This is a genomic window from Dermabacter sp. HSID17554 (genome assembly GCF_003989295.1).
Lineage (GTDB): Bacteria > Actinomycetota > Actinomycetes > Actinomycetales > Dermabacteraceae > Dermabacter > Dermabacter vaginalis.
Genome location: NZ_RBLW01000003.1, coordinates 437,583 through 463,353 on the forward strand (window position 1 = coordinate 437,583; position 25,771 = coordinate 463,353).

At 63.4% G+C, this 25,771-nt stretch carries 23 protein-coding genes, 1 tRNA gene and 1 pseudogene; 4 read left to right on the forward strand and 21 right to left on the reverse strand.

Annotation, left to right across the window (positions count from 1 at the left end):
• Positions 1-11: 11 nt before the first annotated feature.
• The gene (locus D8M36_RS10155) at positions 12-185 is read right to left on the reverse strand and encodes a hypothetical protein (RefSeq protein WP_164497579.1); all 174 of its coding nucleotides are present in this window, start codon (positions 183-185) and stop codon (positions 12-14) included.
• Positions 182-4,675: a DUF4011 domain-containing protein gene (locus tag D8M36_RS07670; RefSeq protein ID WP_126847935.1), complete on the reverse strand. Its 4,494-nt coding sequence runs from the start codon at positions 4,673-4,675 to the stop codon at positions 182-184. The genes D8M36_RS10155 and D8M36_RS07670 overlap by 4 nt, the downstream gene beginning before the upstream one ends.
• 193 nt (positions 4,676-4,868) lie before the next feature.
• Here D8M36_RS07670 and D8M36_RS07675 point away from each other — a divergent pair, with 193 nt between their 5' ends.
• Entirely contained in the window at positions 4,869-5,084 is a 216-nt protein-coding gene (locus D8M36_RS07675; RefSeq protein ID WP_065247331.1) for an Rv0909 family putative TA system antitoxin, read from the forward strand.
• A gap of 331 nt (positions 5,085-5,415) precedes the next feature.
• Here the strand turns inward: D8M36_RS07675 and D8M36_RS07680 are convergent, their stop codons facing one another.
• Both D8M36_RS07680 and mobA read right to left on the reverse strand, forming a co-directional pair.
• Positions 5,416-6,096 carry a copper resistance CopC family protein gene (locus D8M36_RS07680; protein WP_126847937.1) on the reverse strand — a complete coding sequence of 227 codons (681 nt, stop codon included), beginning with the start codon at positions 6,094-6,096 and terminating at the stop codon, positions 5,416-5,418.
• A gap of 26 nt (positions 6,097-6,122) precedes the next feature.
• The gene (gene mobA, locus D8M36_RS07685; RefSeq protein WP_126847939.1) at positions 6,123-6,809 is read right to left on the reverse strand and encodes a molybdenum cofactor guanylyltransferase; all 687 of its coding nucleotides are present in this window, start codon (positions 6,807-6,809) and stop codon (positions 6,123-6,125) included.
• A gap of 128 nt (positions 6,810-6,937) precedes the next feature.
• Between mobA and D8M36_RS07690 the strand changes: the two genes are divergently transcribed.
• Positions 6,938-7,010 (forward strand) — tRNA-Arg (locus tag D8M36_RS07690).
• Positions 7,011-7,107: 97 nt separating this feature from the next.
• Here the strand turns inward: D8M36_RS07690 and D8M36_RS07695 are convergent.
• From D8M36_RS07695 to sucC, 17 genes and pseudogenes are all read right to left on the reverse strand, one after another.
• Positions 7,108-8,112, reverse strand: a complete 1,005-nt coding sequence (locus D8M36_RS07695) for a Gfo/Idh/MocA family protein (RefSeq protein ID WP_126847940.1) — start codon at positions 8,110-8,112, stop codon at positions 7,108-7,110.
• Positions 8,109-9,113, reverse strand: coding sequence for a Gfo/Idh/MocA family protein (locus D8M36_RS07700; protein WP_126847942.1), 1,005 nt, complete (start codon positions 9,111-9,113; stop codon positions 8,109-8,111). The genes D8M36_RS07695 and D8M36_RS07700 overlap by 4 nt, the downstream gene beginning before the upstream one ends.
• A gap of 36 nt (positions 9,114-9,149) precedes the next feature.
• Complete coding sequence (locus tag D8M36_RS07705; RefSeq protein ID WP_126847944.1) at positions 9,150-10,049, reverse strand: carbohydrate ABC transporter permease; 900 nt, start codon at positions 10,047-10,049, stop codon at positions 9,150-9,152.
• Positions 10,042-11,013 carry a carbohydrate ABC transporter permease gene (locus D8M36_RS07710; RefSeq protein ID WP_126847945.1) on the reverse strand — a complete coding sequence of 324 codons (972 nt, stop codon included), beginning with the start codon at positions 11,011-11,013 and terminating at the stop codon, positions 10,042-10,044. Before D8M36_RS07710 ends, D8M36_RS07705 begins: the two co-directional genes overlap by 8 nt.
• Positions 11,010-12,332: an ABC transporter substrate-binding protein gene (locus tag D8M36_RS07715; RefSeq protein WP_126847947.1), complete on the reverse strand. Its 1,323-nt coding sequence runs from the start codon at positions 12,330-12,332 to the stop codon at positions 11,010-11,012. The genes D8M36_RS07710 and D8M36_RS07715 overlap by 4 nt, the downstream gene beginning before the upstream one ends.
• A gap of 41 nt (positions 12,333-12,373) precedes the next feature.
• Positions 12,374-13,585 (reverse strand): ROK family transcriptional regulator, encoded by a 1,212-nt coding sequence (locus D8M36_RS07720; protein WP_126847949.1) that lies wholly within the window; start codon positions 13,583-13,585, stop codon positions 12,374-12,376.
• A gap of 244 nt (positions 13,586-13,829) precedes the next feature.
• Complete coding sequence (locus tag D8M36_RS07725; RefSeq protein WP_238638419.1) at positions 13,830-15,191, reverse strand: D-serine ammonia-lyase; 1,362 nt, start codon at positions 15,189-15,191, stop codon at positions 13,830-13,832.
• Between the two features lie 49 nt (positions 15,192-15,240).
• Positions 15,241-16,350 (reverse strand): annotated as a pseudogene (locus D8M36_RS07730) (GntT/GntP/DsdX family permease); the annotation flags it as partial.
• Positions 16,351-16,518: 168 nt separating this feature from the next.
• Positions 16,519-17,400, reverse strand: a complete 882-nt coding sequence (locus D8M36_RS07735) for a hypothetical protein (RefSeq protein ID WP_126847951.1) — start codon at positions 17,398-17,400, stop codon at positions 16,519-16,521.
• 87 nt (positions 17,401-17,487) lie between these two features.
• Positions 17,488-18,405, reverse strand: coding sequence for a C40 family peptidase (locus D8M36_RS07740; RefSeq protein WP_238638420.1), 918 nt, complete (start codon positions 18,403-18,405; stop codon positions 17,488-17,490).
• A gap of 183 nt (positions 18,406-18,588) precedes the next feature.
• The gene (locus D8M36_RS07745; RefSeq protein ID WP_126847953.1) at positions 18,589-19,317 is read right to left on the reverse strand and encodes a metal-dependent transcriptional regulator; all 729 of its coding nucleotides are present in this window, start codon (positions 19,315-19,317) and stop codon (positions 18,589-18,591) included.
• 155 nt (positions 19,318-19,472) lie between these two features.
• The gene (locus tag D8M36_RS07750; RefSeq protein WP_126847955.1) at positions 19,473-19,772 is read right to left on the reverse strand and encodes a hypothetical protein; all 300 of its coding nucleotides are present in this window, start codon (positions 19,770-19,772) and stop codon (positions 19,473-19,475) included.
• 53 nt (positions 19,773-19,825) lie between these two features.
• Entirely contained in the window at positions 19,826-20,506 is a 681-nt protein-coding gene (locus tag D8M36_RS07755; protein WP_126847957.1) for a hypothetical protein, read from the reverse strand.
• Positions 20,507-20,647: 141 nt separating this feature from the next.
• On the reverse strand, positions 20,648-22,123 hold the full coding sequence (locus D8M36_RS07760) for a DUF308 domain-containing protein (RefSeq protein ID WP_126847959.1): 1,476 nt from the start codon (positions 22,121-22,123) through the stop codon (positions 20,648-20,650).
• Between the two features lie 68 nt (positions 22,124-22,191).
• Positions 22,192-22,611, reverse strand: coding sequence for a hypothetical protein (locus D8M36_RS07765; RefSeq protein ID WP_126847961.1), 420 nt, complete (start codon positions 22,609-22,611; stop codon positions 22,192-22,194).
• 134 nt (positions 22,612-22,745) lie between these two features.
• Positions 22,746-23,621, reverse strand: coding sequence for a succinate--CoA ligase subunit alpha (gene sucD / locus D8M36_RS07770; protein ID WP_126847963.1), 876 nt, complete (start codon positions 23,619-23,621; stop codon positions 22,746-22,748).
• Between the two features lie 7 nt (positions 23,622-23,628).
• Positions 23,629-24,798: an ADP-forming succinate--CoA ligase subunit beta gene (gene sucC / locus D8M36_RS07775; protein ID WP_126847965.1), complete on the reverse strand. Its 1,170-nt coding sequence runs from the start codon at positions 24,796-24,798 to the stop codon at positions 23,629-23,631.
• Between the two features lie 135 nt (positions 24,799-24,933).
• Between sucC and D8M36_RS07780 the strand changes: the two genes are divergently transcribed.
• Both D8M36_RS07780 and D8M36_RS07785 read left to right on the forward strand, forming a co-directional pair.
• Positions 24,934-25,221 carry a hypothetical protein gene (locus tag D8M36_RS07780; protein WP_074297817.1) on the forward strand — a complete coding sequence of 96 codons (288 nt, stop codon included), beginning with the start codon at positions 24,934-24,936 and terminating at the stop codon, positions 25,219-25,221.
• The gene (locus tag D8M36_RS07785; RefSeq protein ID WP_074297820.1) at positions 25,221-25,724 is read left to right on the forward strand and encodes a hypothetical protein; all 504 of its coding nucleotides are present in this window, start codon (positions 25,221-25,223) and stop codon (positions 25,722-25,724) included. The genes D8M36_RS07780 and D8M36_RS07785 overlap by 1 nt, the downstream gene beginning before the upstream one ends.
• Positions 25,725-25,771: the final 47 nt, after the last annotated feature.

Sequence of the window (25,771 nt, forward strand, 5' to 3'; positions counted from 1 at the left end):
CGCCTCCTTTTTCAGCGGCCCCAGTGCGGCGGGACGTCCCGCATGAGGCGTTCGTCGTTCGAGTCGTCACCGCGGTCGGCCTTCGCGCGCGACGGAATCACGCGCTCTTTCGGTGGCGTGACCTCGATCGGTTTCCCCGTGCGCGAGGAGACGATGGGGCGCCGCGCGGGCTTCTTGTCACTCACCGCGCCTCCCCCTCGCTTTGCTTTGCGAGGTAACGCCGGATCGCTGCTGAAACTGACACGTCAAGGAGCACGCTGCGCTCGGTGAAGGCGAGAAAGTCTCGCACCTCCGAGGCAAGCTGCTCCGAAAGCCTGGCCTGACCATCCGAGCAGATATAGGCAACGACCTGGTCGAAATCATCCGGCCCGTAGAAGCTCAGCGGGTGACCGGCGGGGATCTTCGGCTTCGGCAGACGGTGGCGGGCAGTTCCGCGACCAATCTTGAGGTCCTGCTGCTCGAGATAGTCGTGATAGGCACGCTCAACACTCTTGATCACGCGCTCGGCTTCACCTTCGGGATCGATGAACAGCGCCCACGACCACACGCGTTCCACGGCCCAGCCCGCGGCCTCGAGGCGCTCGATGCTCAAGCGGTCACGCTCGCGTTGGTCCGTGATCTCACGGTAGCGCGGCCCATCGGTCGCCACGGCTACGAGGTAGCGACCGGGAAGCTCGGGGTGGGCGATCGCGAGTTCCACACGTTCGGTTGAGAGCCCGTAATCGAGTTCGATCGTGTAACCGGCGCGCCACAGGCGATCGGCAAGGTCGGCAACGAGAGCCTCGGAGCTATCGGGGATCTCGGGCGCCTCTCGCGAGTCGGAGCCTTCTTCGGGCGCGCTCTCGCTTTCGGGCTCAGTGCTCTCGGCATCATCCTTGGAGGAATCCTCAGCACCTTCGACGCTCTCGCTCGCCTCGACACTCTCCGGCGCCTCGCCTTCGGCCGCCGTGGCGTCGGCACCCTCCGTCACCTCGGTGGGTTCCGACGCTTCCTCCCGTTCAGCCACATCCGCGCTCTCAAGCACGTTCTGCGAGAAGCCCGCTTCGAGGAATTCGAGCAAAAGCCGCAAGTCACGGGCGCCGTCGGTGCGGAGCCTATCGATCTCGAGGTCGCTGCTGCGAACGGCGCTCACGACACTCGTGTGGAAACGCGCGCGAGTGAGGAGCGTGAGGAGGGCACGCCGACCGGCATCGGTCGAAAGCGGGCCGAAGCGGTGCAAGAGGCGATCGTGCGGGGTGAGGCCGAAGCCGAGCGACACGATCACGTCGTCGCGAACAACCGCGGTTGCCGCTTGTGCCGGCACCACCGTGAAGAATTCCTCGCGTTCGGGATTGAAGAAATCGTGGAGGTCGGGAAGTCGGCTCACAGACCGCATGACCGAGTCGTGAACGGCCTTCGCGTGACTCGGCGTCAGGGTGACGACCGCAAGGGAACGCTCGGGGTTGTGCCGCGCGTGGTAGATCACGAGGTCGGTCACGCGGCGCAATTCGGCATCGGTTGACTCCACGAACTCGGCACCGTGGTGCACGGGGCCTCGACCGTCGGGAACATAGATGAAGGTGTCCTCATCAATGTGTTCGGGGCTCGGCGGGGCGAGAAGCGCACCCCAACCCGTGTCAAGAGCTTTCGCGCGGTTCTCGACGAAGCGCCGCACACCACCGGTTGCGGGGTGGGTGTCGCGCACGAGCCGCAACACAGGCGCGACCTGGCTCGCCTCATCGAGCAGGCGGGCCATGCCCGAGTGGTGAGCGCGCACGTCATCGCCATCCACGAAGTCGAAGGGGTCACCAACAATGACGGCCTGACGCGCACGTGAGAGTGCGGGAATCGCCGCGGCCGTGGGAAGGCGAGCGGCATCCGCAAGGATCACAAGATCAAAGTGGCGGCCGGCGGGAATCATTTGCGGCACCATGAACGGCGAGGCGAGCCACAGGGGCCGTGCGCGAAACATGATGTCCTGGTATTTCGCGGCGGTGTCACGCACGCTCATCGTTCCGGGAGTATTGAGTTCAATGATCGCGCTACGGGAAGTCTCGGGGAAACGCTTCATGGTCTCCACGAGCAGTTCATCCACGTGCTTACGCACGCGGAAACGGCCAGTCTTGAGATGCTGCTCGTCGAGGCGTCGGTAACGTTCGGCGACCTGGGAGAGCTTCGTTCCGTCGTATTGCGAAAGGGTCGGCTCGGCACGGGCGATGAACTCGAGCACGCTCACCCACCACGCGAGGTTCAACTCGTCAACGGCGAGCTGAGCGGTGATCTCCGGGCCGCGAATGTCGCGAAGGAGAGCGGCAAAGCCCTCAAACTCGAGCTCGCGCATGACCTTCGTGCGCCGCGGGAGCACGTCGAGCACTTCGCTTTGCGCATGCAGGCCCTTCATACGCTCGTGAAGCGCACCGAGCTCGGTGTTGTCGAAGTCCGTTCCCTTCTCGGTCCCGGCGAGGAGAACCTGCAGTTCGTCGAGGCTCTTTTGCGTGCTTCCCACGAGCGCCTCGACCTCACCGAGGGACTTCGGCACGACGGGCGTCAGGCCCGAATCCGTCGCAATGGCTTCCCACTGGCGATGGATGTCCTGCGCAGCCAGGAGATGTGCGCGGAGATTCTCCGTGCTTTCCGACGGTTGCAGCATCGACTTTGCAAGCTTCTTCCAGCGGCGGCGCTCTCCAAAGCCCATGGCCGCGCCGTGCTCTTCACGGTAGGCCTTGTCGGAGACAGCCGCGAGAAGCCTGTCGATCTTCTCGTTGAAAAGCTCGGGGCGCACATGAGCGAAGAGGGAGCGCATGGCATCGAGCACACGCACCGTGTGGCGCAGCTCCGCAAAGCTTCGGGCTTTTTCGAGGTTGCACGGTGCGCCGAGAGCCTCAGCGTGCTCCATGAGCTGCGGAAGCGAGGCCTCATCGAGCTCGGTCACGAGTTCAAGCGCACGCTTCGCCTGGTGCTCGCTCGTGATGGACGCTCCGTACCACGGGGTGTCCTCGGGAACCATCGTGAGGGCACCAGAGGCGACAGCCTCGCGCATGAGCTGCTCGTAGCGCGCGCGGTTACGGAGAATCGCTTGGGCGACGTTCGGAGTGAGGCGCACACCGGTGCGCGGAGCCGGGCGGCGCCGCGCAAGATCGGCAAGTTCGTTGATCGCTTCGTGGGCGCTCACGCCCCACGGTTCCTGCACGCGGTGCATGGCTTCTACGTGGCCCGTGAGCACATCGCGCGCCTCCGCCAAACCTTCGGGTTCCGCGAGACTCACGGGAGGCACGAACGAACTGGCCTTCGCGAGGGAAAGCAGCATCGACCGGCTCGCCTCCCGCTGCAGATGAGGGTCCGGCACGAGGCTCAGGAGGATATCGTCGAGGCCCGCCTCCTGGACCGCCCGCTGGAGTTCGGCGAGGCGACTCGAGCTCTGCGACACAAGGAGCACGCGCTTACCTGCCGCAACCTGCTCGGCGGCGAACGCCACAACCGTGCGCGCAAGGGGGCGGCCCGGGGCGCCGTGAACGACGAGTGCGGGACGATCCTGGAGGTTCTCGGCAATGAGGCGTGCGTCCGGGTCGGCGCTTGCGACCTGCTCGGGTACTTCGTGCGACGTGAACGCCTCCGCGTCGAGTTCTTCGCGGGACTCCTCATCGCCCGCGAGCGCCCCGATGATCGGCAAATCCGCGAGGTCGGTCGCGGGGACGTCGAAGTCCTCGAGCATCGGGCCCGAGGCATCCACGAGGTTGCCCACCACGAGCGCGTGGGAAACGCGGAATCCGGGAAGCGGCTCGCCGAGCGAGCGGAAGGCGTCGAGAACCGGCTGTGGGTCAAAGCCATGGTGGGAGTCGGTGAGTTCAAGCAGAGCGCGCGCGTCGATGAGCACTCCTTCGTCGCGAAGGGCTCTGAGCACAACCGGGTTGAGGTCAACTGCGGCGTCGAGATCGATGTCGATGTCCTCGCGTGCACCACCGCGCACATGGAGGTTGAGGGGGCGCAGGAGGAGCGGGGCGTGTACGGGCTCTCCCGAAAGATCGGTCCACGTGGCCTCGCCGATCGCCAGGTGACATGTTGTGAGGCCGCGGTTCTCTGCGTGGGCAAGAGCGCTTTCGCGAATCTCGAAAGCGGCTTCGCGGGCGCGTTCAAGGGAGGCCTCTTCGCGCACGAGCGAAGAAAGTCTCGTGGATCCACGACTCGCAAACAGGTGTGCGAGTCCCTGCGGGTGCGAGTTCGTGAGATCGAGGAAAACACCGGAGCGCATGTCCGTAAGGAAGTCGTGTTCACCGGCGAGAGAAGCGAGTGCGGTGCGCCAGGTTGCGAGCGACTCTTCGATGCGCTCTTCGCGGGTGGCTTCGGTCACGAGCACGCGCGAGAGGGCACCCTGAAGATCGGTTTCGTCGGGGTCATTCTCGAAGTCCGCGGGCGTGAAGACGTGCGCACCCGTGTCGTCGATACTGCTTTCGGCGTACTCATGAGGGGTGCTCTTCGAGGCGCGCGGGTCGCGAATCTCGAGCGTGGGCTCCTCAATGGCGCTTGAGCCGCCTTCGGCGGGCGCTTTCTCCGTGCCCTCCGTGGATTCGCCCCTTTCGGGGGTCGCAGAGTTTCCCACCCACGCGTGACTTTCGCGCGCGCGTGCAGTCAGCGCGTCATCCTCGGCCTTCTTACTGCCCTGAGATTTCGCGCGTTTTGAACGTCCAAACCAACTCACCTTCCCACGGTATCCGAGGTGAGGCGCTGAGGCGCTGAGGCGGGCATGTGGCGCGCCGCTCCTTACCGCATTTTTACCCTCGCGCACTCTCTCTGACGACGTTCACGAACTCTCCAGGTTTCTTCCCTAGCGTTTTCGTCGTAGCTTCCACAAGGGAGGCTCACGCAGTTGAGACTCTAGGAAAGGACTTGACATGGGATTCGATGACGCACTGAACAAGGCCAAGGGCGCGTTCGAACAGAACGAAGACAAGGTCAAGGATTTCGCCAAGGAGCACGACGCTCAGGTTGACGGCGCGATCGATAAGGCAAGCGAGAAGGCTCAGGACGTCGCTCCCGACCAGCTCGGCGACAAGATCGCTGGCGGTGCCGAGAAGGGCAAGGACGCTTTCGACAAGTTCCACGGCTGATCACCATTGACTCGTCGCTAGCGCCACGGCGTTAGCACCGAAGAGGCGCTCCCCGTTTCGGGAGCGCCTCTTCTCGCATTCCATAGAGGTTGTGGGGGTTTGGTCCGCCGAGATTTATGGGAACCACCCCGGAACCCCGTGGATTGCATAGGGTTTGCGGGGGTTTGGGAGGCGCCTCACGAAGCCGGACGGCCCCACTGCCTCGTGACGCCCGACGGCTCCAGCCGAAACCTCACGAAACCGGACGGACCCAACGCCCCGCCTCACGGAACCTCACGGGTTTAGCGCACCATTACCCCCACAACCCCTATGCAATCCAGTTAAGAGCGAGTTAGTCGTCGTCGTTCTTTCGCAGAAGCCAAATAGCCACGGCGATCGCGAGCAGCGCCACCACAATCACCGGGATCCACAGCGCCCAGTTGAACGACTTCTGCTCATCGACGACTTTGTCGGGTGACTCGACAGACGTCGGGGTCGCCTCGGCCCGTTCGTCGTCCTTCTTATCGCCCTGATCGGCAGCATCGCCGCTCTTGCCGGAGTCACCGGAAGCCGAGCCACCGTCGGCCCCTTCGCCGGCACTCTCTTCCGTGGCGGAGCTTCCCGCTTCCTCGGTGGGGTTGGTCGGGTCCTCAGTGACCGCGTAGGTCAGCGTGCCCGAAATCGGGTGGCCGTCGGAACTCACGACCCGCCATTCGAGGGTCATGTCGCCGGGAGCCGGGAGCTGGTCGAGCTCGACACGAACCTCGTGACCATCAACCTGGGGTTCCCCCTCAAACAGAACCCTTCCGGCAGAATCCTTTGCGCGCACCTCGTTGCCAAGTTTGAGCGGCTCCGCGGAAAACTCGAGCGTGATGGTGCGAGCCTCTCCCTGGAGGATCTCGGCGCCATCCGCCGGCGTCGACCCCACGAGTCGGTCGTGCGCGAGAGCGGGCGCCGCGAGAATCATCATCGCGGCAAGGGCCGCACACACGAGGGTAAAAAAGCGAGAAACGGGGCGTGATAGCGCGCGCATGAAAGTCCTTTCACAAACACCGGCACTCAGCGGCGCGAGCGGGCCTGCTCGAGCTGCTCGGGTGAATCAATATCGCTGAGCGAGCGCGCCACAAGCTCCGGCGCTAGTCCGCTCGCGCCTGCAAGCGTACCAACGTCAAGCCACGCCGGCTGGACGGGCTCGGGCGTCAACTCGCCGAGAGCGCGATAGAGGGATTTCGCGCTCGCCCCTGCGAGAGAGCCCCCCTCCCCTGCAACGTGCGAAAGCGCGCGCGCAAGCACCGCGTATGGCCACGCGGCGCACAGGAATTGCCGACGCCCGCCCGCATCCACGGCCCCCGCAACTTTTCCGGGTGCTTCCGCGCACGCATGCACGAGAGCGCCGAGCACTCGCGGCTCGAGCCATGGCATGTCGCCGCCAAGCACAAGTACCACCTCATTAGTGCTCCCGAGCCGCTCCAACTCGGCCAGTCCACGCGCGAGCCCCGCAACCGGGCCGGAAAAGGGTGGCTCCTCCCGCACGCACACCGCACCGATGCTCTGCACGTCCGCGCCCCGCTCCCCCACGAGAACGAGAGGCGCCCCTTCGCCGAGCGCCGAACGCGCCGCCAACAGCACGCTCGCGCGCATGGACCGCTCCTCGACCTCGAGAGTGGGTTTATCAACGCCGCCCATGCGCGAGCCACGGCCGCCGGCAAGCACGATCGCCGCGCCTGTCACCTCGAAAGCTTCCATGCCTCCATCCTCCCACCCGCGCCGCCTCGCGTGACATCCGCTTCCGCGCACCGCTTGGAACTTTGAGGCTGCGGCGATCGCCGCTAGAGTGGAAGGGCTCGAAAGCGCGAAGCATGCGACTTTCGATTGCCCTCGTAGCTCAGGGGATAGAGCACCGCTCTCCTAAAGCGGGTGTCGGACGTTCGAATCGTCTCGGGGGCACAACGAAAGCCCAGGTCAGAAGGCCTGGGCTTCGTCGTACGAACCTTCCGGTACGCAGCGGCTCCGCAATAGTTTCTACCGCCAGGCGACCGCCTCGTCAGCGCAGTGGCACCGGCCTTCCCGTGCGCACCGACTCCTGCGCAGCGTTCACGACCCGCACTGTGCGCGCGCCAACGGCGCCCGACGGCTCTTGGCCCTCGCCGCTGCGCACGGCTTCAAGGAAGGCGTCGAGAAGGAGCGCATCGAGGTTGAGTCCGAAGGGGTGCCACTGCCCGGGGCCTTCGACGCGTTGCGAGAACGCATCGATGTCGAGCTGGCCGCCCGTGCCGGCCACGTGCAGTTTCAGGCCTCCCCACGTGGGGGCTTCGGCGGGCTGCGACCACGAGCAGTCGATCGTCGCGATGAGTTCGTTCGCGTAGCGAAGTGTCACGAGACCGCCGGTCTCGGCATCACCGTCGTTCGTGTGGCCGTACAGCACGCCGTTCGCGACCGCGTACACGGATTCGGGTTCACCGAAGAGCGAATCGAGAATTTCGGCGAGATGTACCACGTGGTCGACGAGGGCCCCGCCACCGGCAGCTTCCGGGTCGGTGAACCACTCGCGACCTGCGGGAAGCTTGCCGTTGTTGGCGCCCGCGAGCGCGATGATCTCGCCGAGGCTGCCGTTTTCGACGGCCTGGCGAAGCGCAGCAACCTGGGGCGAAAAATGCACGGGGAAGGCCGTCATAAGCACGAGTGAGGCGTTCGCGCAGGCGTCGACCATCGCCTCGGCGTCCTCAACGGTTGTCGCGAGCGGCTTCTCGCACAGCACGTGAATGCCGCGACGCGCCGCCTCAAGCACCAGGTCTTTATGGCCGGCGTTTTCACTGCACACGACGACGGCATCGGGCGCTTCGCCGTCAAAGGCGGTCCAAGCTTCCTCGATCGAGGAGAGCGTGCGATTCGCGGAAACGTCGCCGTAGCCATCCGGGTCGGCAAGAACGACCTCGATGTCGGCGCGGCTTTCCAACAAACGCACGTAGGAGGCAGCGTGGACGTGGGCGGCGCTCAGCACGGCCACGCGGAGGGCGCGGCCCGCAAGGGTGGGGTCGGTCGCGTTCACAGCACGATCCTTTCGCCGGTACGGATGGATTCGCGGGCGGCCTCGGCAACGGCGATGGCGCGGGTGGCGTCGGAACCGTTCACGCGCGGGGCGGGCCCGGGGTTTCCGACGCTCGCCTGCTTCACACAATTCCAGAAATCCTCGATCTCAGCCGCATACGGGTCGCGCATCCCGGCGACGCTCGGAAGGTAGCTCTTGCTCTCACCCGACGAGGCAACCGCGTCAAATTCGATGCCGGTGTTCTTTGCCGAATCGTACGTGAGCTTGCCGCCGCTTCCCGCGACGTCGAAGGAATAGTGGAAGACTGTGCCTTTCGCGCCCCACAGGCCGCGGCAGAATGTGAGTGCGCCGTTTGCGTGGGTGAGGATCACGTGAGCGGCGCGCACGCTCTGATCCCCGCTCGAGATGTTCTGTGTGGCGAAAACGCTCGTCACCTCGCCCGCGAGCCACAGCGCCTGGTCGATGTCGTGGATCATCTGGTCCATGATGATGCCGCCGCTGACGGACTCGTCTGCGAACCAGGGCTGCACGGGCATCGAACCGGAGCGCTCGAAGCGAAGAACAGCAAGATCGCCGAGTCGGCCAGAGTCGACGGCACGGCGAAGCGCCTCGTATTGAGGGAAGAACCGCACAACGTGCGCGGGGAAAAGAATCAGGCCAGCCTCGCGAGCGTGTTCCGCCATGCGCTCAGCCTCGCTCGAGGTGAGCGCGAGCGGCTTCTCGCACAGCACGTGCGTGCCGTGATCGAGCGCAGCGTGCACGTACTCGGGGTGCGAAGGGGTTGGGGTGCACACGTCAATGACGTCGACCGCCCCGAGGAGGCTGTCGAACGAGTCGTGGATCGTGACGGGCGAGAACTGGGCGGCGAAATCTTCCGCTCCCTGACTACTGAACACGTGGATGTCGGCACCGAGGGCCCGCCAGCCGCGGGCGTGGGAACGGGAGATTCCTCCGGTTCCCACGATGCCCACGCGCGGGTTCGGCTCAGAGTGGAGAGTCATTTATCCATTCTTTCAAGTGACACTGAACCGTAGGTATTAGCGGAAGCTCGAGAGAGCAAAGCCTTCGATAACCTTCTTTTGCATGATGGCGAACGCGATGAACACGGGGGCCATGGCCATGAGGCTCGCCGCCATAATCATCGGGTAGTCGGGTCCCACCAGGTGGTCGCCCTGGAGCATCGCGAGGCCGACCGCCACCGGGTACTTCTCGGTCGAGTTGATAACGACAAGTGGCCACAGGAGACTGTTCCAGGCCGACAGGAGCGTGATCACGCCGAAGGAGAACAGCGCCGGTCGCGCGAGAGGAAGCATGATCTTCCAGAACATTTGCCACGGGTTGCAGCCATCGAGCTTCGCGGCGTCGACGAGTTCCTCGGGGATGCGGCGGAAGTACTGCATCATGAAGAACACGCCGAAGGCACTCACGAGGCCCGGGGCGAGGATCGCGAAGAAGTTGTCGAGAAGCCCCGCCGCGTCGACCATCTGGTACTGCGGGATGAGGAAGATTTGCCCGGGAACCATGAGAACCGTGAGCAGGAGGAAGAAGATGACATTGCGGCCGCGAAAGCGCATGCGCGCAAACGCGTATCCGGCGAGTGAACATGTCACGAGTTCCGCGAGGACCCTCAGGAACGCGTAACTGACGGTGACGGTCATCTGCTCGGTGAACGGCACGAACTCGAAGACACGCGCGAAGTTCTCCCACCGGAGTTTCTCGGGCCAAAGGTTCATCGGAATTTCGACGACCTCGGCTCGGGTGCTGAGCGCGAGTTTGATCTGCCACAGGAACGGGAACAGCATCGTGAGGGCGCCGATCGCGAGGATCAGGTGCGCGTCCCACGTGTGCCCGTGCAGGCCTTTGCTGCGCTTTTGCTTCTTCTTTTTCTTCGCCTTGGTGCCGTCGAAGGGAAGATCGGGGGCGAGGGAATCAGTCATAGTTCACCCACTTCTTCTGGACCCGGAACTGGACAATCGTGAGAATGCCGACGATCACGAGGATGAGCAGGGCGATCGCGGAGGCGTAGCCCTTGTCGTCGCCCGGGAACGCCGCGCGGTAGAACAGGTACACGAGCGAGAGCGTTTTCTTCGTGACGGGGTTGGCGTCGCCGAGCACCGCGAAGATGAGATCGAAGAGCTGGAAGCCACCGATGATGCTCGTGACCGTGAGGAAGAAGATGCTCGGAGTCAGCAGTGGGATCGTGATCGAGAAGAACTGGCGCCACGTTCCCGCGCCATCGAGCTGCGCCGCCTCGTACACTTCGGGCGGAATCGTTTTCAGACCCGCCCCGAGCACGATGATTTTGAAACCGATGCTCATCCACAGACCCACAATCGCGACGACGATGAGGGCGACCCATTCAGTCGTGATCCACCGTGGGCCTTCGATACCGAAGAAGCGCAAAACCACGTTGACGATGCCGGCTTCGCTGTGGAAAATCATGCGCCACACCATCGAGATAGCCGTGGGCATCGCGATGTACGGCAGGAAGAACAGGGCGCGGTAGATGCCGGCGCCCTTGAGCCCCGGGCGCTCAAGCAGCGCCGCGAAAAGCACGGAGATCGGGATCGCGAGCAAAATGATGACCGTGTAGATCACCGTGTTGAGGAACGCGCGCGGGAGCTGCGGATCCTCGGCAAGGCGCTTGAAGTTGTCGAGCCCCACGAAGTGCGCGGGCTCGAACGTTGACCACGACGTGAGCGACATGCCGAAGCTCATGATCATCGGCACGAAGTACATGAGCCCAATGCCGATCACGGTCGGGGCGATGAAGAGCCACGGCCAGATGCCGTCGCTCATGCTTCCGCGGCGCTTCTTCTTCCGCGGGGCCTGCTGGCCCGCCTCATGGATCTCTTCAGAGGCGGCGCCAGCGGCAGCGTTCGAAACGTCGATCGAGCTCACTCGCTCTCCTTTGCGAGAACCTCGTTCATGGCCTTGGCGAGCTCGGTGCAGCCTTCCTCGGCAGTGAGTTCACCGGTGAAGACCTTCGTGAGGTACTCGCCCTCGAGCTCCTGCCAGTCCGGGCAGTTCTTCGAGACGGGGAATGACACACCGTTGTTCTCGGCCTGGTCGATGAACACCTGAAGGTTGAGCTCCGGGTGAGCGTTGACGTAACCCTCCTGAGTACCATTGAGGGCCGGGTTCGCGGCACCGGATTCGGCGCTGATCTTTGCGGCCTCTTCACCGGCGAGGAAGGCGACGAGAGCCTGCGCGGCGGGCATGTTCTTGGTGAATGCAGAGATGCAGTTACCGATACCGTGCACCGCGGTCTTCGGGATATCGCCGCCGGGCAGCGTCGCGACGGTCACGTCATCCTTGGTCGAGGCCTTGAGCATCGCCGGCACGCGCCAATTGCCCGACCACTGCATCGCACACTTGCCACTCTCGAACATGGCGTAAGCGGAGTTTTCGGCAAGGTAGTCAAGGTCGGGGGATGCGCCGATCTCGATCAGGTCGCGCCAGAACTTCACGCCCTCAATGGTCTTGGGATCGTCATAGCCGGACTTCTTCTTATCGTCCGAAATCACGTAGCCACCCGTGATAGCGATCGAGTGGTAGTAGGACGCCGTGCGCGAGAACACCTCGGCGCAGCCCCAGACATCGTCGGGAAGCTTCTCGCCGAGTTCGACGGCCTTTTCCTTGTAGGTGTCGAGCGTCCAGGTCTCGTCGGGGTAGGCGACACCGGCCTGGTCGAAGAGCTTCTTGTTGTACCAAATGGCGACGGTGTCGAAGTCTTTCGGCGCAGCGAACGGCTCACCGTCGACGCTGTACATGTCAGCGAGCGCCTCGGGGTAATTCTTCGGGTCGAACAGGCCGGCATCCTGGAGACCCTTGAGCGAGGCGAGCTGGCCGTTCTCGGCGTAGGAGCGGAAGTTCGGGCCGGTCATCCAGAACACGTCGGGAAGAGCTTTCGAGGACACCTGCGTGCGCAGCTTCCCGAAGTACTCCTTCCACGGGGTCATCTGGAGGCTGACCTTGACGTTCGGGTACTTCTCATTGAACGCCTTGATCATCTCTTCCAGCATGTCCTGCTGGTTGACGTCCCAAAAGGCGTAGGAAATGCTGCCTTCGACCTTTTCGGGGTCGTCACCGATTTCGTTCTTCGTACCCTCACTCGAAGTGTTACCGGTTCCGGCACCGCCGCATCCGGCTGCGGCGGCCGCGAAGGCAGCGCCGCTTGCGGCGAGAAGAGACCGACGGGCAATGGTGGATTTCGTCATGATGTGCTCCTTGAGTCGTGAGAGAAAAGAGGGGTCAACAGTCAACTGGCATGTGCGCGGGGCGAGTGGATAGTGGTGTCGGTCGGAAGGTCGGGGGCGGTCAGGGTCAGGGGCGCGGGCAGATGCCAGTGGGCGAGTGCGGGTGCACTCGGGTTCGTGAACGCGGTGTAAAGGGCTCCGACGGCTGTTGAATAACGGCCGTGCGCTGAGCGCTTGATCCGCGGCAAGAAGGGCACCGTAAGGCGTTCCTTCAGGTTGGTCGCGAAAAAATCCGCGAGGGGCGCGGAGGTCTCGCTCAGAGCGCCCGCGAGAACGAGCACCTCTGGATCGAGGATCGCGACGAGACGCGATAGGGGGTCGGCGAGGGCCTCGAGGTACTCGTGCAGACTCGAAAGGGATTCGGTGTCGCCCGCGTGGGCGCGCTCGGCGGTCTCAAGGGGACTCCTGCCCTCCGGCCATTTCCAGTCGCCGCATACGGATCCAGGAGTCCACTGGGTGCCCACCGCCGTCGTCATTTCGCCAGCAACACCATTGGCACCTTCGAAAAGCTCGCCGTTGAGGGTCACAGCGGTCGACACACGACGCCCGAGCCATACCGTCACCTGAGACGAATCCACCGTGCCGGCACCGAGGCGCGCTTCCCCGAGCGCGGCCGCCTTGACGTCGTTACTCACAAAAAGCGGCACGTTTATGAGGGATTCAATTTCACGATGAAAATCCCAATCATTAAGGTAGGGCAGCACACGCGAAAGCTTGACCTTTTGCGATTTGACGATGCCGGGAACCGCGAGCCCAACACCCGCTATCGAGGCGCCCTCACTCACGATCCGAACCACGTCATCGAGGTCACGCAGGAAGGTGTCGCGCGAAGGCTCGCGCACGCGATCTGCTTCGTGGCGTGCCAGGATGCGACCGGCGCGGTCAGTAGCGATCGCGCGAATAGCGTGCTCACCAATGTCGACGCCAACCATTCGGTCTCGGGGCACGAAAGTGTAAGTTCGTCCAGGTCGACCTGCTTTTCCGGTCGGGCGCAGGTCGGAGGTGACAACGTTGGCTGTCTCGAGAGAGCGCAGAGCAGCATCGATCGTGGGCCGCGAAAGATCGGTGCGGCTCGCGATCGCGCTCGCCGTAAGCGAGCGGTGATCGCGAAGCAATATAAGGCACTGCTCTTCGGGAGAAACGAGGAGCGCGGGGGTGCGCTGGTCAGCCGGCACCACACGCGCTGCGGATGCCGCACCTCGCACTCGCGCCATGGTTACCCTCCTCGAATTCGCACCTGCCGCGTTCGCGCCAGGAGTTTTTAAAGACGATTTAAATAAACCAATCGCGTGACTTTCCCTCAAGGCAGGAAACGAAATGTCAGCACCTGTTCACCGACAATTCAGACGCACGCCCCCGCATGACAACCTGTGACCGGAATCGGCGGCTCACGTCCCTCGAGCAGCAGGAAGCCCCGAGCTCATCCGCTCGGGGCTTCCGCAGGCGTTTACGCGCACCCTACAGGAGGGAATTTCCCCTCTCGATGTAGCTCGCCATCTCCTCTTCCGGCACCATGTTGCCGCCTGTGATCCACGACAGGTGCGTGGCGTTCGCGAGCTTTTCCTCGTCGACACCAATCCGCTCACGGTACTCGGCATTCGCCAACACGTGCGTGGGCCCAAGGAGGCTCGTCGCACTCGACGGCTCCATCTTCAGCCCCTCGGCGCTGTCTGCCTCAGCGACGAGACGGTACATCTCGTCATCATCGACCGTATAGAAACCGTCGATAAGCCGGCCCATCGCCTGCCCCACAAAACCAGAAGGGCGGCCGCACGCGAGGCCATCAGCCGCTGTCACGTTATCAATCCCGAAGTCCTGCACGGCGAGCGCCTCGTGCGCACCCGTGTGCACACCCAGCAGCATTGACGGACAGTGCGTGGGCTCGGTGAAGATACAGCGCACAGCATCTCCGAACTCGACCTTGAGGCCAAAAGCGACACCACCGGGGCCGCCGCCCACCCCACACGGGAGATACACGAACAGCGGATGATCAGCGTCGACTTGCACCTCCATCGCCTGCAGCTGACCAGCGAGCCGATGACCCGACACCGCGTAGCCGAGGAACAAGCTCTTGGAATTCTCATCATCAACGAAGTAAATCGTTTCGTCACTTTCCGCCTGCTTGCGACCTGCCGCCACAGCAATCGAATAATCCGATTCGTACTCCACGACCTCAACGCCGTGCGAGCGAAGGCGGTCCTTCTTCCACTGGCGAGCGTCGGAAGACATGTGCACACTTGCCTTGAAACCAAGTTTCGCGCTCATGATCCCGATCGAGAGGCCGAGGTTGCCGGTCGAACCAACCGCGACGCGGTAGCGGCCGAACACCTCGCGTGCCTCATCAGAGTCAAGCACGCTGTAGTCGCTGTCGAGCGTGATGAGCTCATGCTTGAGGGCGATCTCTTCGGCGTGCTTGAGCACCTCGTAGATGCCGCCACGCGCCTTGATCGAGCCAGAAATCGGGAGGTGGGAATCGAGCTTCGCCCACATAGAACCGGGCATCTGTGCGCCCTTGCGCTCACCGATCACGGCGGCTAGGTTCGGGACCGCCGCAATCGGGGATTCGATAATGCCCGCCGACACCGAGGTTTCGGGAAACACCGAGCGGATGTAGGGCGCGAAGCGCTTGAGCCGGGCTGAGGCATCGCGGATATCCGCCTCGGTCAGGCCAACGTCGGCGATCCCTTCCTCGGCGGTTCCGGCGATACCCGGGTTGAACCACGAAAGCTCGCGCATCGCGGCCAACTCGCTAATGAGCGGGAACTCGTCAATCCAGGCTGCGCGTGTGCGCCCGGCAATCGTGTCAGTCATGTCAGTCATATCTGTCTCCTTGAACAGTTCGGTCTTACGGACAGTTGTCTCGCGAGGATTAGAAAGCAATGCTGAGGGCCAGAACCGCCCCTAGGGCGACGACCGAGCTGATCGTCGTCCCGAGCGTGAGGGTCTTGAAAGCATCAGCGACGCTGATTTGCATGTACTCCTTGTACATCCAGAACAGTGAATCAGTGACCTGAGTCAGACCAATCGCGCCAGCTCCAATCGCGAGCGCAAGAATTTCCGGGGAGAGATCGGGGTTCGCCGCCAGCATCGGAAGGACTATGCCTGCGGCACTGATCATGGCGACGGTTGCCGAGCCCACGGCGAAGTGCAGCACGAGGGCAACGAGCCACGCGACGATCACGGGGCTCACCGGTAGTTGACCGAGCGAGTCTGCGAGAGCTTCCGCGATACCCGAAGCTTCAAGTACCGCGTTGAAGCCGCCTCCCGCGCCGATGATGAGCAGTACGCCACCGATCGGTCCGAATGCCGAATCGGTGATCTCCGAGATACTCGTGAGCTTCATGCCGCGACTCAGGCCGAGAGAAACATACGAGAAGAGAACCGAGATGAGGAGCGCGGTGATGGGGTTCCCCACGAAGGACACCACTCCCCCGAGCGTCGAAGAATCGTCGATGAAGATCAGCAGCACCGTGCGGCCCACCATGATGATGAGCGGGAGAAGAATCGTGAGGAGCGTGATCCAGAATCCCGGGAGCGAATGCTCCGCTTCTGCGTCGGTAAGTCGCGATTCGACAACTGCCGCATCGGCCGACGAGACACCAGTAGCGTTACCGGGAATGGTGGGCTCACCGGGGCCACTTGCAACTGTCGCACGAACGTCGAGAGCGGGAAGCACGAACCGCGCGAAAATCGGGCCCGCGACGAGCGCCGAAGCAGTCGCCACCACGAGGCCGAGCATGATGACCATGCCCACGTCTGCCCCGAGAGTACCCGCGATTGCCGTTGCCGCCGGGTGAGGCGGAAGAATACAGTGCACCGTCATAAGTGAGATCGCGAGGGGAACACCCACGATGACGCGCGAGATTCCCGCTTTCTTCGCCACCACGAATACGAGCGGCACGAGCAGCACGAAGCCCACTTCGACGAACACCGGAATGCCAGCGAGAAGCCCCAGAACCGCCATGGCAAGCGGTGCTCGCTTCTCACCGAACGCCTACACAAGCGACGTCGCGAGGCGCTCTGCGCCACCGCGAGAGCCGCGATCACAAGCGCAAGCGAACCGTGCATCTTAAATTTGACGATAAGAACAACGATCAGAGCAATCGCGGCTATGCGCGCGAGAGTACAGGCCCAGAGGCGAGCATTTCTACCAGCGCTCGGGGTACCCGATAGGCGCGGGCGCTACCACCTGTTGCCGGGCAGAAGCTCGCCGCGCCGCAACAATCGACATGCCGGTGACGGCCACGATGATGAGTCCAAGCCCAGTGAGTGCGCACATAACAGCCGGCACGAAAACGTCGTGCGCGGCCGCATCGAGCACGCGCTGCACCACCGGCCCACCAACGGTAGACCCGGTGAGAGAATCGGGCACCCAAAGACTGTTGCTATAGAGAACGGCTATCCACGTGAGCGCCGAGAGAACCACCGCGATACCAAGAAGCACGAGAGTGCGCAGCCGCACGTTCGAGATGGCCAGGGCACCTAGACCAGCAGCGACTCCCACAACCGTTAAGAGCGTGGCGTTCACCGCGCAGGCCTCTAGGACCTCGAACCAACCGGCGTTGAAAGTTCCGAGGGTGACGACTGTTGGCCCCACGTCGGGGAGATCGAACGGGAGAAAAGACTGCACGGGGGCAAGGAGGGCATCCCACACGGGAGTGAGGTCGGCGTGCACCGTCACGGTCGTGGCGCCGCTCGTGAGCTGATCGTGCATGTCCCCCATCGTTCCGGTCCACATGTGCCCGTAGGCTTCAGTCTCTGTCACGACCCCGACTTGACTCAGAATCGTGTCCTGAACCGTAGAGCGCAGGCCCGCGGGAATGGGAAGCCCTGCACCAACCTGGTTCATCGCCTCGTTCGCGAGGTCCTTTTGCAGATCGAGGTCATGCGCGAGGGGGCTCGTGAGCGATAAGAAGCCGTCCCTATCGACAATGCGGTCGCGCACCCACGCCGCGGGAACGCTCACGGTCGTGGCCACAAACGAAATAAGCACGAGGAGCACGGCCCCGATTTCACGCACGATAGTCATAGCCTCACCCTACCGAAACGTGGTCGGCGGTTAAATAAGGAAGCCACCTCGGAATGAACCGAGATGGCCGCCTCGAAAGAATGAGGGTCAGTCAACGATGCGGTGATACGACCAGTTAGCCTTCCACATCTTGCGGAGGCTTGTGTCTTTACGCGAGTTTCCCGCGTCGAGAATCATGCCGTTACCGGCGTAGATGCCCACGTGGCCGGGGTAATACACGAGATCGCCTGGGCGGGCCTGCGACTTCGAGATGCGCTTACCCATGCGAGCCTGAGCGCCCGCGCTGTGCGGAAGGTTGATGCCGTGCTGGCGGTACACCCATGAAGTGAAGCCCGAGCAGTCCCAACCCGAGCGCGAGCTCCCACCGAACTTGTAGCGAACGCCAATGCCACTCTTCGCGGTGGCAAAGATCGAGCTGCCTGCGACCGCGGGGCTTGCAGCCTCTTCGGTCTCCTCATCGCGCGTCTCGCCCTCGTCCTGCGCACGCGAATCTTGCTCGTCTTGATTGCGATCATCGCGGTTCGAACGCTCGTTGTTTCGGTTCGAGCGCTCCTCATCGCGGCTCGAGCTCTCCTCATCGCGGTTCGAGCGATCCTCGTCGCGGTTCGAGCGCTCATCTTCACGGTTGCGCGAGTCTTCGTCGCGGGTGTTCTCCTCCGCGTCCGCGTCGTGACTGTCTGCTTCTTCGACCGCAACAACGGGCGCCTTGGGCTTGAGGGTCGCAGCTTCGGCAGCGAATACACCAAAGGCGGCATCATCGTGCTTCTGCGCAGCCGGGATGGTCACGGCGGGGGCGGTGACGGGCGCGATAATGTTCGCCGACTCAGCAGCCGCATCGGCCTGGGTAGTGCCATCGGCGAGAGCGCCGGTGGTGCCGGTGAGAACGAAGGTCGCAGCGAAAGCAACGCCAGCGGTGCCACGGGTTGCGCGGGCCACGGGGGTGACGGGGCGCATCTGGCGGCGATGAGTCTTCGCGGAACGATTCGACACTTGGGGACCTTCCATGTTCTCGGCCTTGCGGCTCCTGCCTAAGTTTTCGGGCTTCCCGGAGCAGGGGTGAAAATCCGGGAGCGGGGCGCGGCTCATCCGCAACCGAGTAAAACTCTACGGAACGAAAAGCCTCCGCCAGAGAGATCTGACGGAGGCTGTGACAAGTCTTTGACTACCCTTTACCTAGACCGGGTGAGGTCACACTAAATCGACCCCAATGTGTCCCGCATCGGAAGGCGTGAGCGAGATCGACTCTCCCGCGACCGCTTCGAGAACGATCGCGTCCGCATCGGCGCAAACGCGCACGTCAGCGCCGGGAACGATCCCATGACTCTCCAGATCCGCGAGGAACGTGACATCCGATTGAATGACTTCACCGATCGAGGCGATCCGCACGCGTCGCTCTCCGTCGCTCAGGTCACAGTCCACAAGCCTTTGACCCGCACTTTGCCGAACATTCGAGCCATTGACGCCCTCGGCAACCCCGGGGTGGATGTCTTCGAGCCCGCAGTCCAATTCGGCGAGGCCCGGGATCGGGTTGCCGTACGGATCACGGTACGGGGGCTTCAAAAGAGAGGCGATCTTCCGCTCCACGTCGAGGCTCATGACGTGTTCCCATCGGCACGCCTCCTCGTGCACCTTCGAATACTCGAGCCCAATGATGTCGATCAAATGGCGCTCGGCAAGTCGATGCTTGCGCATGACTCCCGTAGCGATTCGTTCACCTTCGATGCTGAGGTGGATCACGCGCGCATCGTCAAGAAAGAGCAGCCCATCGCGTTCCATCCGCGCGACCGTTTGGGAAACGGTGGGACCCGATTGGTGAAGCCGCTCCGCGATCCTCGCCCGCATCGGCGTAATCCCCAACTCGAGAAGTTCGAACACCGTTTTGAGGTACATCTCCGTCGTGTCGATCAGGTCAGTCACGGTGCTCCTTTGAGTGGGTACAGGGGGCGCGCGAGTGTGGGTGGCGCTGCTCGATTCTATAAGTCCCTCTCCGACGTTTGCCTCGCAAGCGTCGGACTCACCTTCGTGTAAGCGCTCTCCCCCTGCCGAAAAGCCGAGCGAAAAGCGGTGCGAGCTCAAACATCCTTAGTGATGATCCTCGAGATCAGCGTCAGGGCTCCCGCAGTGAGAGCAAAGAACGATCCGGTTGCCGCGATGGCACCAACAACCATTGCGCCTTTGGACGCGTGTCGAACAGCAAGCACGAGAGCCCATGCCGCAAGCACGAGCCCCACAAGCGACAGCGCGACGCCGATGCTGATGAGGGCCATGCCCTTGAGAATTCCAAAGGCGCCACCGATGATCGCGAAGATGATCGCGACGATTCCAAAGACGAGCGTCCGGGTCGTGGCGCGAGGGGATGCGGGCTCGGGCACGGTCGTGGCACTACCCCCTCTCGCTTCTAAGGGCGTCTCGTATGGTGTGCTGTTCACGGCAATCGCCACTGCACGTTGTGTTCCACGACGTCCTCGTCGTCGTTGGTAAACGTGAGAATCTTTTCGCCCTGCCCCATGACCTCATCGGGAAAGCACACGAAACCGGAGGTCGACTCGCCTTCTTGCAAAATCTCGGGGATGAGTTGTCCCGGCACGATCACGGGACGCGAACGCACCCCCTGGTGCGTGCTGCTTGTCAGCCAAAACATCGCCGCGTTCGCATCACCCTCGTTGCTCTTCGACGTGATTTCCACGGTGATGCACTGGGAGGGTCCCGCATCTGCGGGCTGTTCAGGGTGGAAGCCCTTGTCCACGACCGTCACGGTCACCTTGCCAGCATCGACCGGAGTTCCGGGCGTGCCTTGCTGGAGGGGCGCGGGCGGTGGCGGTGGCGGGTAGATTTCCTCGTCACCTCCGCCAAGCGTGATGCCGTACTGCATCCCGGTGGGACTAGGTGAGGGCGTGATCGCTGCCGTTTCGGGTGTTTCCTCGCTGCCGGCTTCGACACTCGCCCCCTGACTCGTGAAAAGAACATAGGCGAACACGCCGAGGACCGCGAGGATCGCGACACTCACCATGAGATTGCCGCCAATCAGCACTCCGGTGAGAGCACGATTTCGCGGGGGCTTTGGGTGCTGCTGGCTCATGCCAGGCTCGAGTGGCGGTGCGCTCATGCGGCCATCATAATCGCCGCACACACAAAAAGGTATGGCGCGTCACAAGATTCTGGCGTGCGGCGGAACGAGAATCGCCCCGCACCATGCTCCTCAACAGAGCAGGTGCGAGGCGATGCCGCATGAATGGTGAGCCGATCGCTACAGCATGGCGATGAGGCCAATGATGATCGAGACGATGCCGATCAGAACCGAAATCACCGAAAGCACGGCAGCAATGATGCCGAGCACCTTGCCGCTTCCGCCCTTGAAGCCGCGCACCGCGCCCCAGATACCGAGCACGAGACCCGCGATGCCGAGCGGGATCGAGAGCGCGTAAACGAGCATGATCGGCACGAACGTGAGGCCGATGCCGATGAGGGCGAGCACGATGCCGATGATGGCAAGCACGGTGCCGCTCTTCTTCGGGGCAGTGTCAACGGCAGGCGCCTGCTGCTGGTTGTAGCCCGCGGGGGTCGCGTAGCCGTTGTTCGCACTCTGGGCAGAATAGGCGCTCTGTGCGCTTGGGGCGCTCTGCGCGAATGAGTTGGCACTCGAATTTTGCGCGCTGTAGCCACCCTGCGGGGCAGACTGGTGAGGGCCGGAGTTCATCGCACTGTAGCCGCCCTGCGGAGCCTGCTGAGGCTGTTGGCCGTAGCTCGACCCGCCGTAGCCCTGACCGTACTCTTGACCGTAGCTCTGCTGCTGGGTCTGTTCTCCGTAGCTCTGCTGCTGGGTCTGTTCTCCGTAGCTCTGCTGCTGGGTCTGTTCTCCGTAGCTCTGCTGGCCATAATTCTGACCGTAGCCCTGCGCCTCGTTCGAGGAGCCGTAGCTGGGGGCGCCGCTCGCGGAGCCGTAACCCGGGGCCTCGTTCGAGGAACCATAGCTCGGGGCGCCGCTCGCGGTGCCGTAACCCGCGGCCTCATTCGAGGAACCATAGCTCGGGGCGCCGCTCGCGGTGCCGTAACCCGCGGCCTCATTCGAGGAACCGTAGCTCGGGGCGCCGTAGCCCTGAGCCTCGGGAGCTGCACCTTCGTGGCCGGGAGCGCCGTACGAGGCATTCTGCGGCGCCTGCTCATTCGACTGCTGAGCAACATTCTGTTCGCCGCCAAATGAAGGCGCACCGTATGCGCCGTATTGCGTGGCCTCTTCGCGCGGCTGCTCAGGCTGCTCAACGTGCGCAGGTTCGCTTTGAACAAGGTCGCTTTGCGAGGCGTCGCTTCCTTCCGCGTCACTCTGGGAAGTGCTCTGCTCGGGCGCGCCGTAGGTCGACGCCGCGGGAGCCGATTCCTCTGCTCTACCGTACTGCGCCGGCTGGAACGTCGAACCGTACGACTGCACGCCGCTATCGTGCGAAGTCGCTTCGGGATTCTGCGAAGCTTCGGGGGACTTTCGTTCTCCCTCAGCCTCAGCATTCTGCGAGGCGAACGGGCCAACCTCGTGCACAACGCCGCCCTCGGGCGTCGCAGCGGCGGACTCGTCGTGCGAAGGGGCGAGCGCTTCCTGCGCCTGCCAATTCGGCGCCGATGGCTGCTCCTGCTGGGCGTTCTCGACGCTCGGCGAGTTGTTCTCGGGATTCTCGGGCTTCGGGTAGCCCTCGGGGCTGTTGACGGGATCGTTGCCGTAAGGAGTACTCATGCCCCCATCCTAAAAGCGGTTTCCTTAGAAACCTTTGGCAACACGTGGGGGCGAGAAGCCGTCGGACCTCAGGCCTGCCCCACCGGCATGGTGAACATAAACGAATACGCGATCAGTCCGAAGAACACGAGCGGGAACGACGCGGCGATCGCGGCAAACGAGAGGAGGGCACTTCCGCCCAGTCGCTGCGAAAGGCGGACGCTCAAGAATGCGAGCACGAGCGCGAGAACCGCGAGGGGTAGTGTTCCAAGGCCCATGCGCGCGAGCGGTTCGACGAACGAGCACACGGCGCAGACGAGACCAAGAAAGCTCAGCACGAGCGAGAGCGCGGCGAGGCCGAGACCCGTGCCAAAGAGGTACTTGAGGAACGAACCGCTACGAGAGGTGCGCGCGGGCGTGAGGTCCCAATTCGAAGCGCCCTCAAGCATCGAGGGATTGAAGCGTGGGGCCTCGCTCGGCGTTTTCCTGGTGGGTCCTGATGTACTCATGCGGCAAGGTTACTGAGTGGGTCGGCACCGTAGGGCGCGCAGATTGTCGCAATTTCGAGACAGCGACCGCGACGTAGGCCTCGCGAGCAAGCGACGTTGAGCTATGTCTATTCGTGCCGGGAGGGTGGCGCGGGTCAGAGGGCCTCTCGTACGAGCCTCGCGGTCTCACTCGGGCTCGTTCCCACGCGCACGCCTGCGCCCTCGAGCGCCGTCTTCTTCGCGCGCGCCGTTCCGCTTGAGCCGCTCACAATTGCGCCCGCGTGCCCCATTGTTTTGCCTTCGGGGGCGGTAAAGCCGGCGATGTAGCCAACGACGGGTTTCGTGACCTTCGCGCGGATGAATTCGGCGGCGCGCTCCTCGGCGTCTCCCCCGATTTCACCGATCATCACGATGAGCTCGGTCGCGGGATCGGCCTCAAAAGCCTCGAGGGCGTCGATATGGGTCGTACCCACGACCGGGTCGCCGCCGATACCGATCGCGGTCGTGAAGCCGATGTCGGAAAGTTCGTGCATCATCTGATACGTGAGGGTGCCCGATTTCGAGACGAGCCCGACTGGGCCCCGGCCCGTGATGTGGTCGGGGATGATCCCTGCATTGGACAGCCCCGGCGAAACGATCCCCGGGCAGTTCGGCCCGATGATACGCGTGCGGCCGCTCGCCTTCGCGCGCGCATGAAACTCGACCGTGTCCAGAACCGGGATGCCCTCCGTGATGACGACGACGAGTGGCATGCCCGCCTCGATCGCCTCGATCACGGCCCCCTTCACAAACCTGGGTGGCACGAACACCACGGACACGTTTGCGCCGGTTTCGCGCATCGCCTCGGCCACCGTGCCAAAAACGGGGGTCCGACGGCTGCCAAGGTCCACGTCACTCCCGGCTTTCTTCGGGTTGACCCCGCCCACGATCTGGGCGCCGGCGGCGCTCATGCGGCGCGCGTGCTTGAGCCCCTCACTTCCGGTGATGCCCTGCACGATGATGCGGGAGTTGTCCTCAAGAAAAATCGCCATGATTGCCCTACTTTCCAGCGGCGAGCGCGGCGGCTTGCCTCGCGGCGTCGTCCATTGAATCCGCGATGTGCACGAGTGGGTGCTTCGCGCGGCGAAGAACCTCGCGCCCCTCCTTCACGGCGTTGCCGTCGAGCCTCACGACGATCGGTTTCGTCGCGCGGTCGCCGAGCTTCTCGAGGGCGCCCACGATGCCGAGGGCGACTTGATCGCACGCGGTAATCCCGCCAAACACGTTGATAAATACGCTTTTCACCTGAGGGTCGGCGAGCACGAGGCCGAGGCCGTCAGCCATGACGCTCGCCGAGGCACCGCCGCCGATATCGAGGAAGTTCGCGGGGTGAATCCCACCGAAGTCACGGCCCGCGTAGGCGACAACATCGAGGGAGGACATCACGAGACCCGCACCGTTGCCCACAACGCCGACTTCGCCATCGAGCTTCACGTAATTGAGGCCGAGGCGCCGCGCTTCCTCCTCGAGAGGGTCGGCATTTTCTTCCGCGGCGAAAGCGGCGAAGCTTTCGTGGCGGAAGAGAGCGTTATCGTCGATGGAAACCTTGCCGTCGAGCGCGAGGATCTCTCCTCCCGCGGTTCTCACGAGAGGGTTGACTTCGGCGAGGGTCGCGTCTTCGTCGCGATACACCTCCCACAGCCGCTCGAGAACCCGGGCGATGGCGCCGATCTGCTCGACATCGAAGCCCGCAGCTTCGAGAAGATCGCGCGCAGCTTCCGCTGTGAGGCCCTCGAGAGGGTCGATCTCGCGGCGCGCGAGCGCCTCGGGGCGCTCTTTCGCCAGCTGTTCGATCTCTACGCCGCCCTCCTTCGAGCACAGAGCCGTGAGGCCGTGCGAGGAACGGTCCAGAAGGATAGAGAAGTAGTACTCCTCGGCGATCTCGGCGCCCTCGGCAACGAGCACGGAATGAACCGTGTGGCCCTTGATGTCCATACCGAGGATCGCGCGTGCGGCCTCTTCGGCTTCGGCTGGTGTGCGCACGATCTTAACGCCGCCGGCCTTACCGCGACCGCCGACCTTGACCTGGGCCTTGACGACAAGCACCGGTGTACCGAGTTTGTCGGCGGCGGCGCGCGCCTCAGCCGGGGTCCTCGCGAGAATTCCGGGAAGAACGGGGACGCCATGGCGCGCAAACACATCGCGCGCTTGATGTTCGAGAAGATCCACGCGGGTGTCCCTCCATGAGAAGTAGCGTTCTTCCAAGGGTATCGGCACCTCGGCGTCGCTCGCGGAAGGGCAAAAGCGCGTGCCGATCACAGTGAGCCAGATCTTCACAGTGCGGGTGGCCGTTACGATGGAGCAATGACGAGCCCCCGCCCCAAGCGCAAAACTCTCCGCCAGCGCATCATGGACCACCTCTTTTTCTCCGTCGTGGTCATGACGCTCTTTTTCGTGGTTCTTTCACTCATGGGGATCAAGGCGAAGTTTGCGAGCCTCGTGCTCTCGATCCTCTTGACGCTTGCGCTCAATGTGGGGCTCTCCTACTACTACGAGTGGCGCCGCGACCGCGAGCGCGCCGCCATCCGCGAAGGCCGCGCGAATCCGCGCGAGAGCCGCGATGGCGATATTCGCATGAGGGATGAGAAGTAATGGCCGATTGGAAGACCTACGCGAAAGCCGCGCGCAATACGGCGCGCAAGCAGGCTCCCGGCGCGAAGCGTGCCGTGCAGCGGGAGGCCCGCGCCTACGCGAGCGGCGCGCAGAAAGTGTGGGAGGCGAAAGCTGCCGATAACGTGCGCCGCGGCGCTGAAAGCGCGAAGAACTCCGCGAGCGAATCCGCGAAAACGATGCGCGCAGCCGCAAAGGTCGCGGGTCGCCGGTATCGCCGCGCGAATATGACGAAGCGCCTTCTCGCCGCCCTGCGCGACACGTCGATCATCGCGCTTTCGCTCGGTGCGATCTGGTTCGTGTTCTCGAGGATCATCCCGATCCCCGTCACGTGGATGCTCGTTCTCCTTGCGGTTCTCGTGCTCTTGCGCATCATTGCCGCGCTCACGCAGGACGCGTACGAAGAAACCGACCTGGACGATCCCGAGGGGATTGCTGGCGAGGATCTCCCGGAGGGTGCGAAGGTCAAGAAGTTTAAGTCCTGACCAACCTCGCTGTGCGCCGATAGCATGAACGGGGCGTTTTCGCGCCC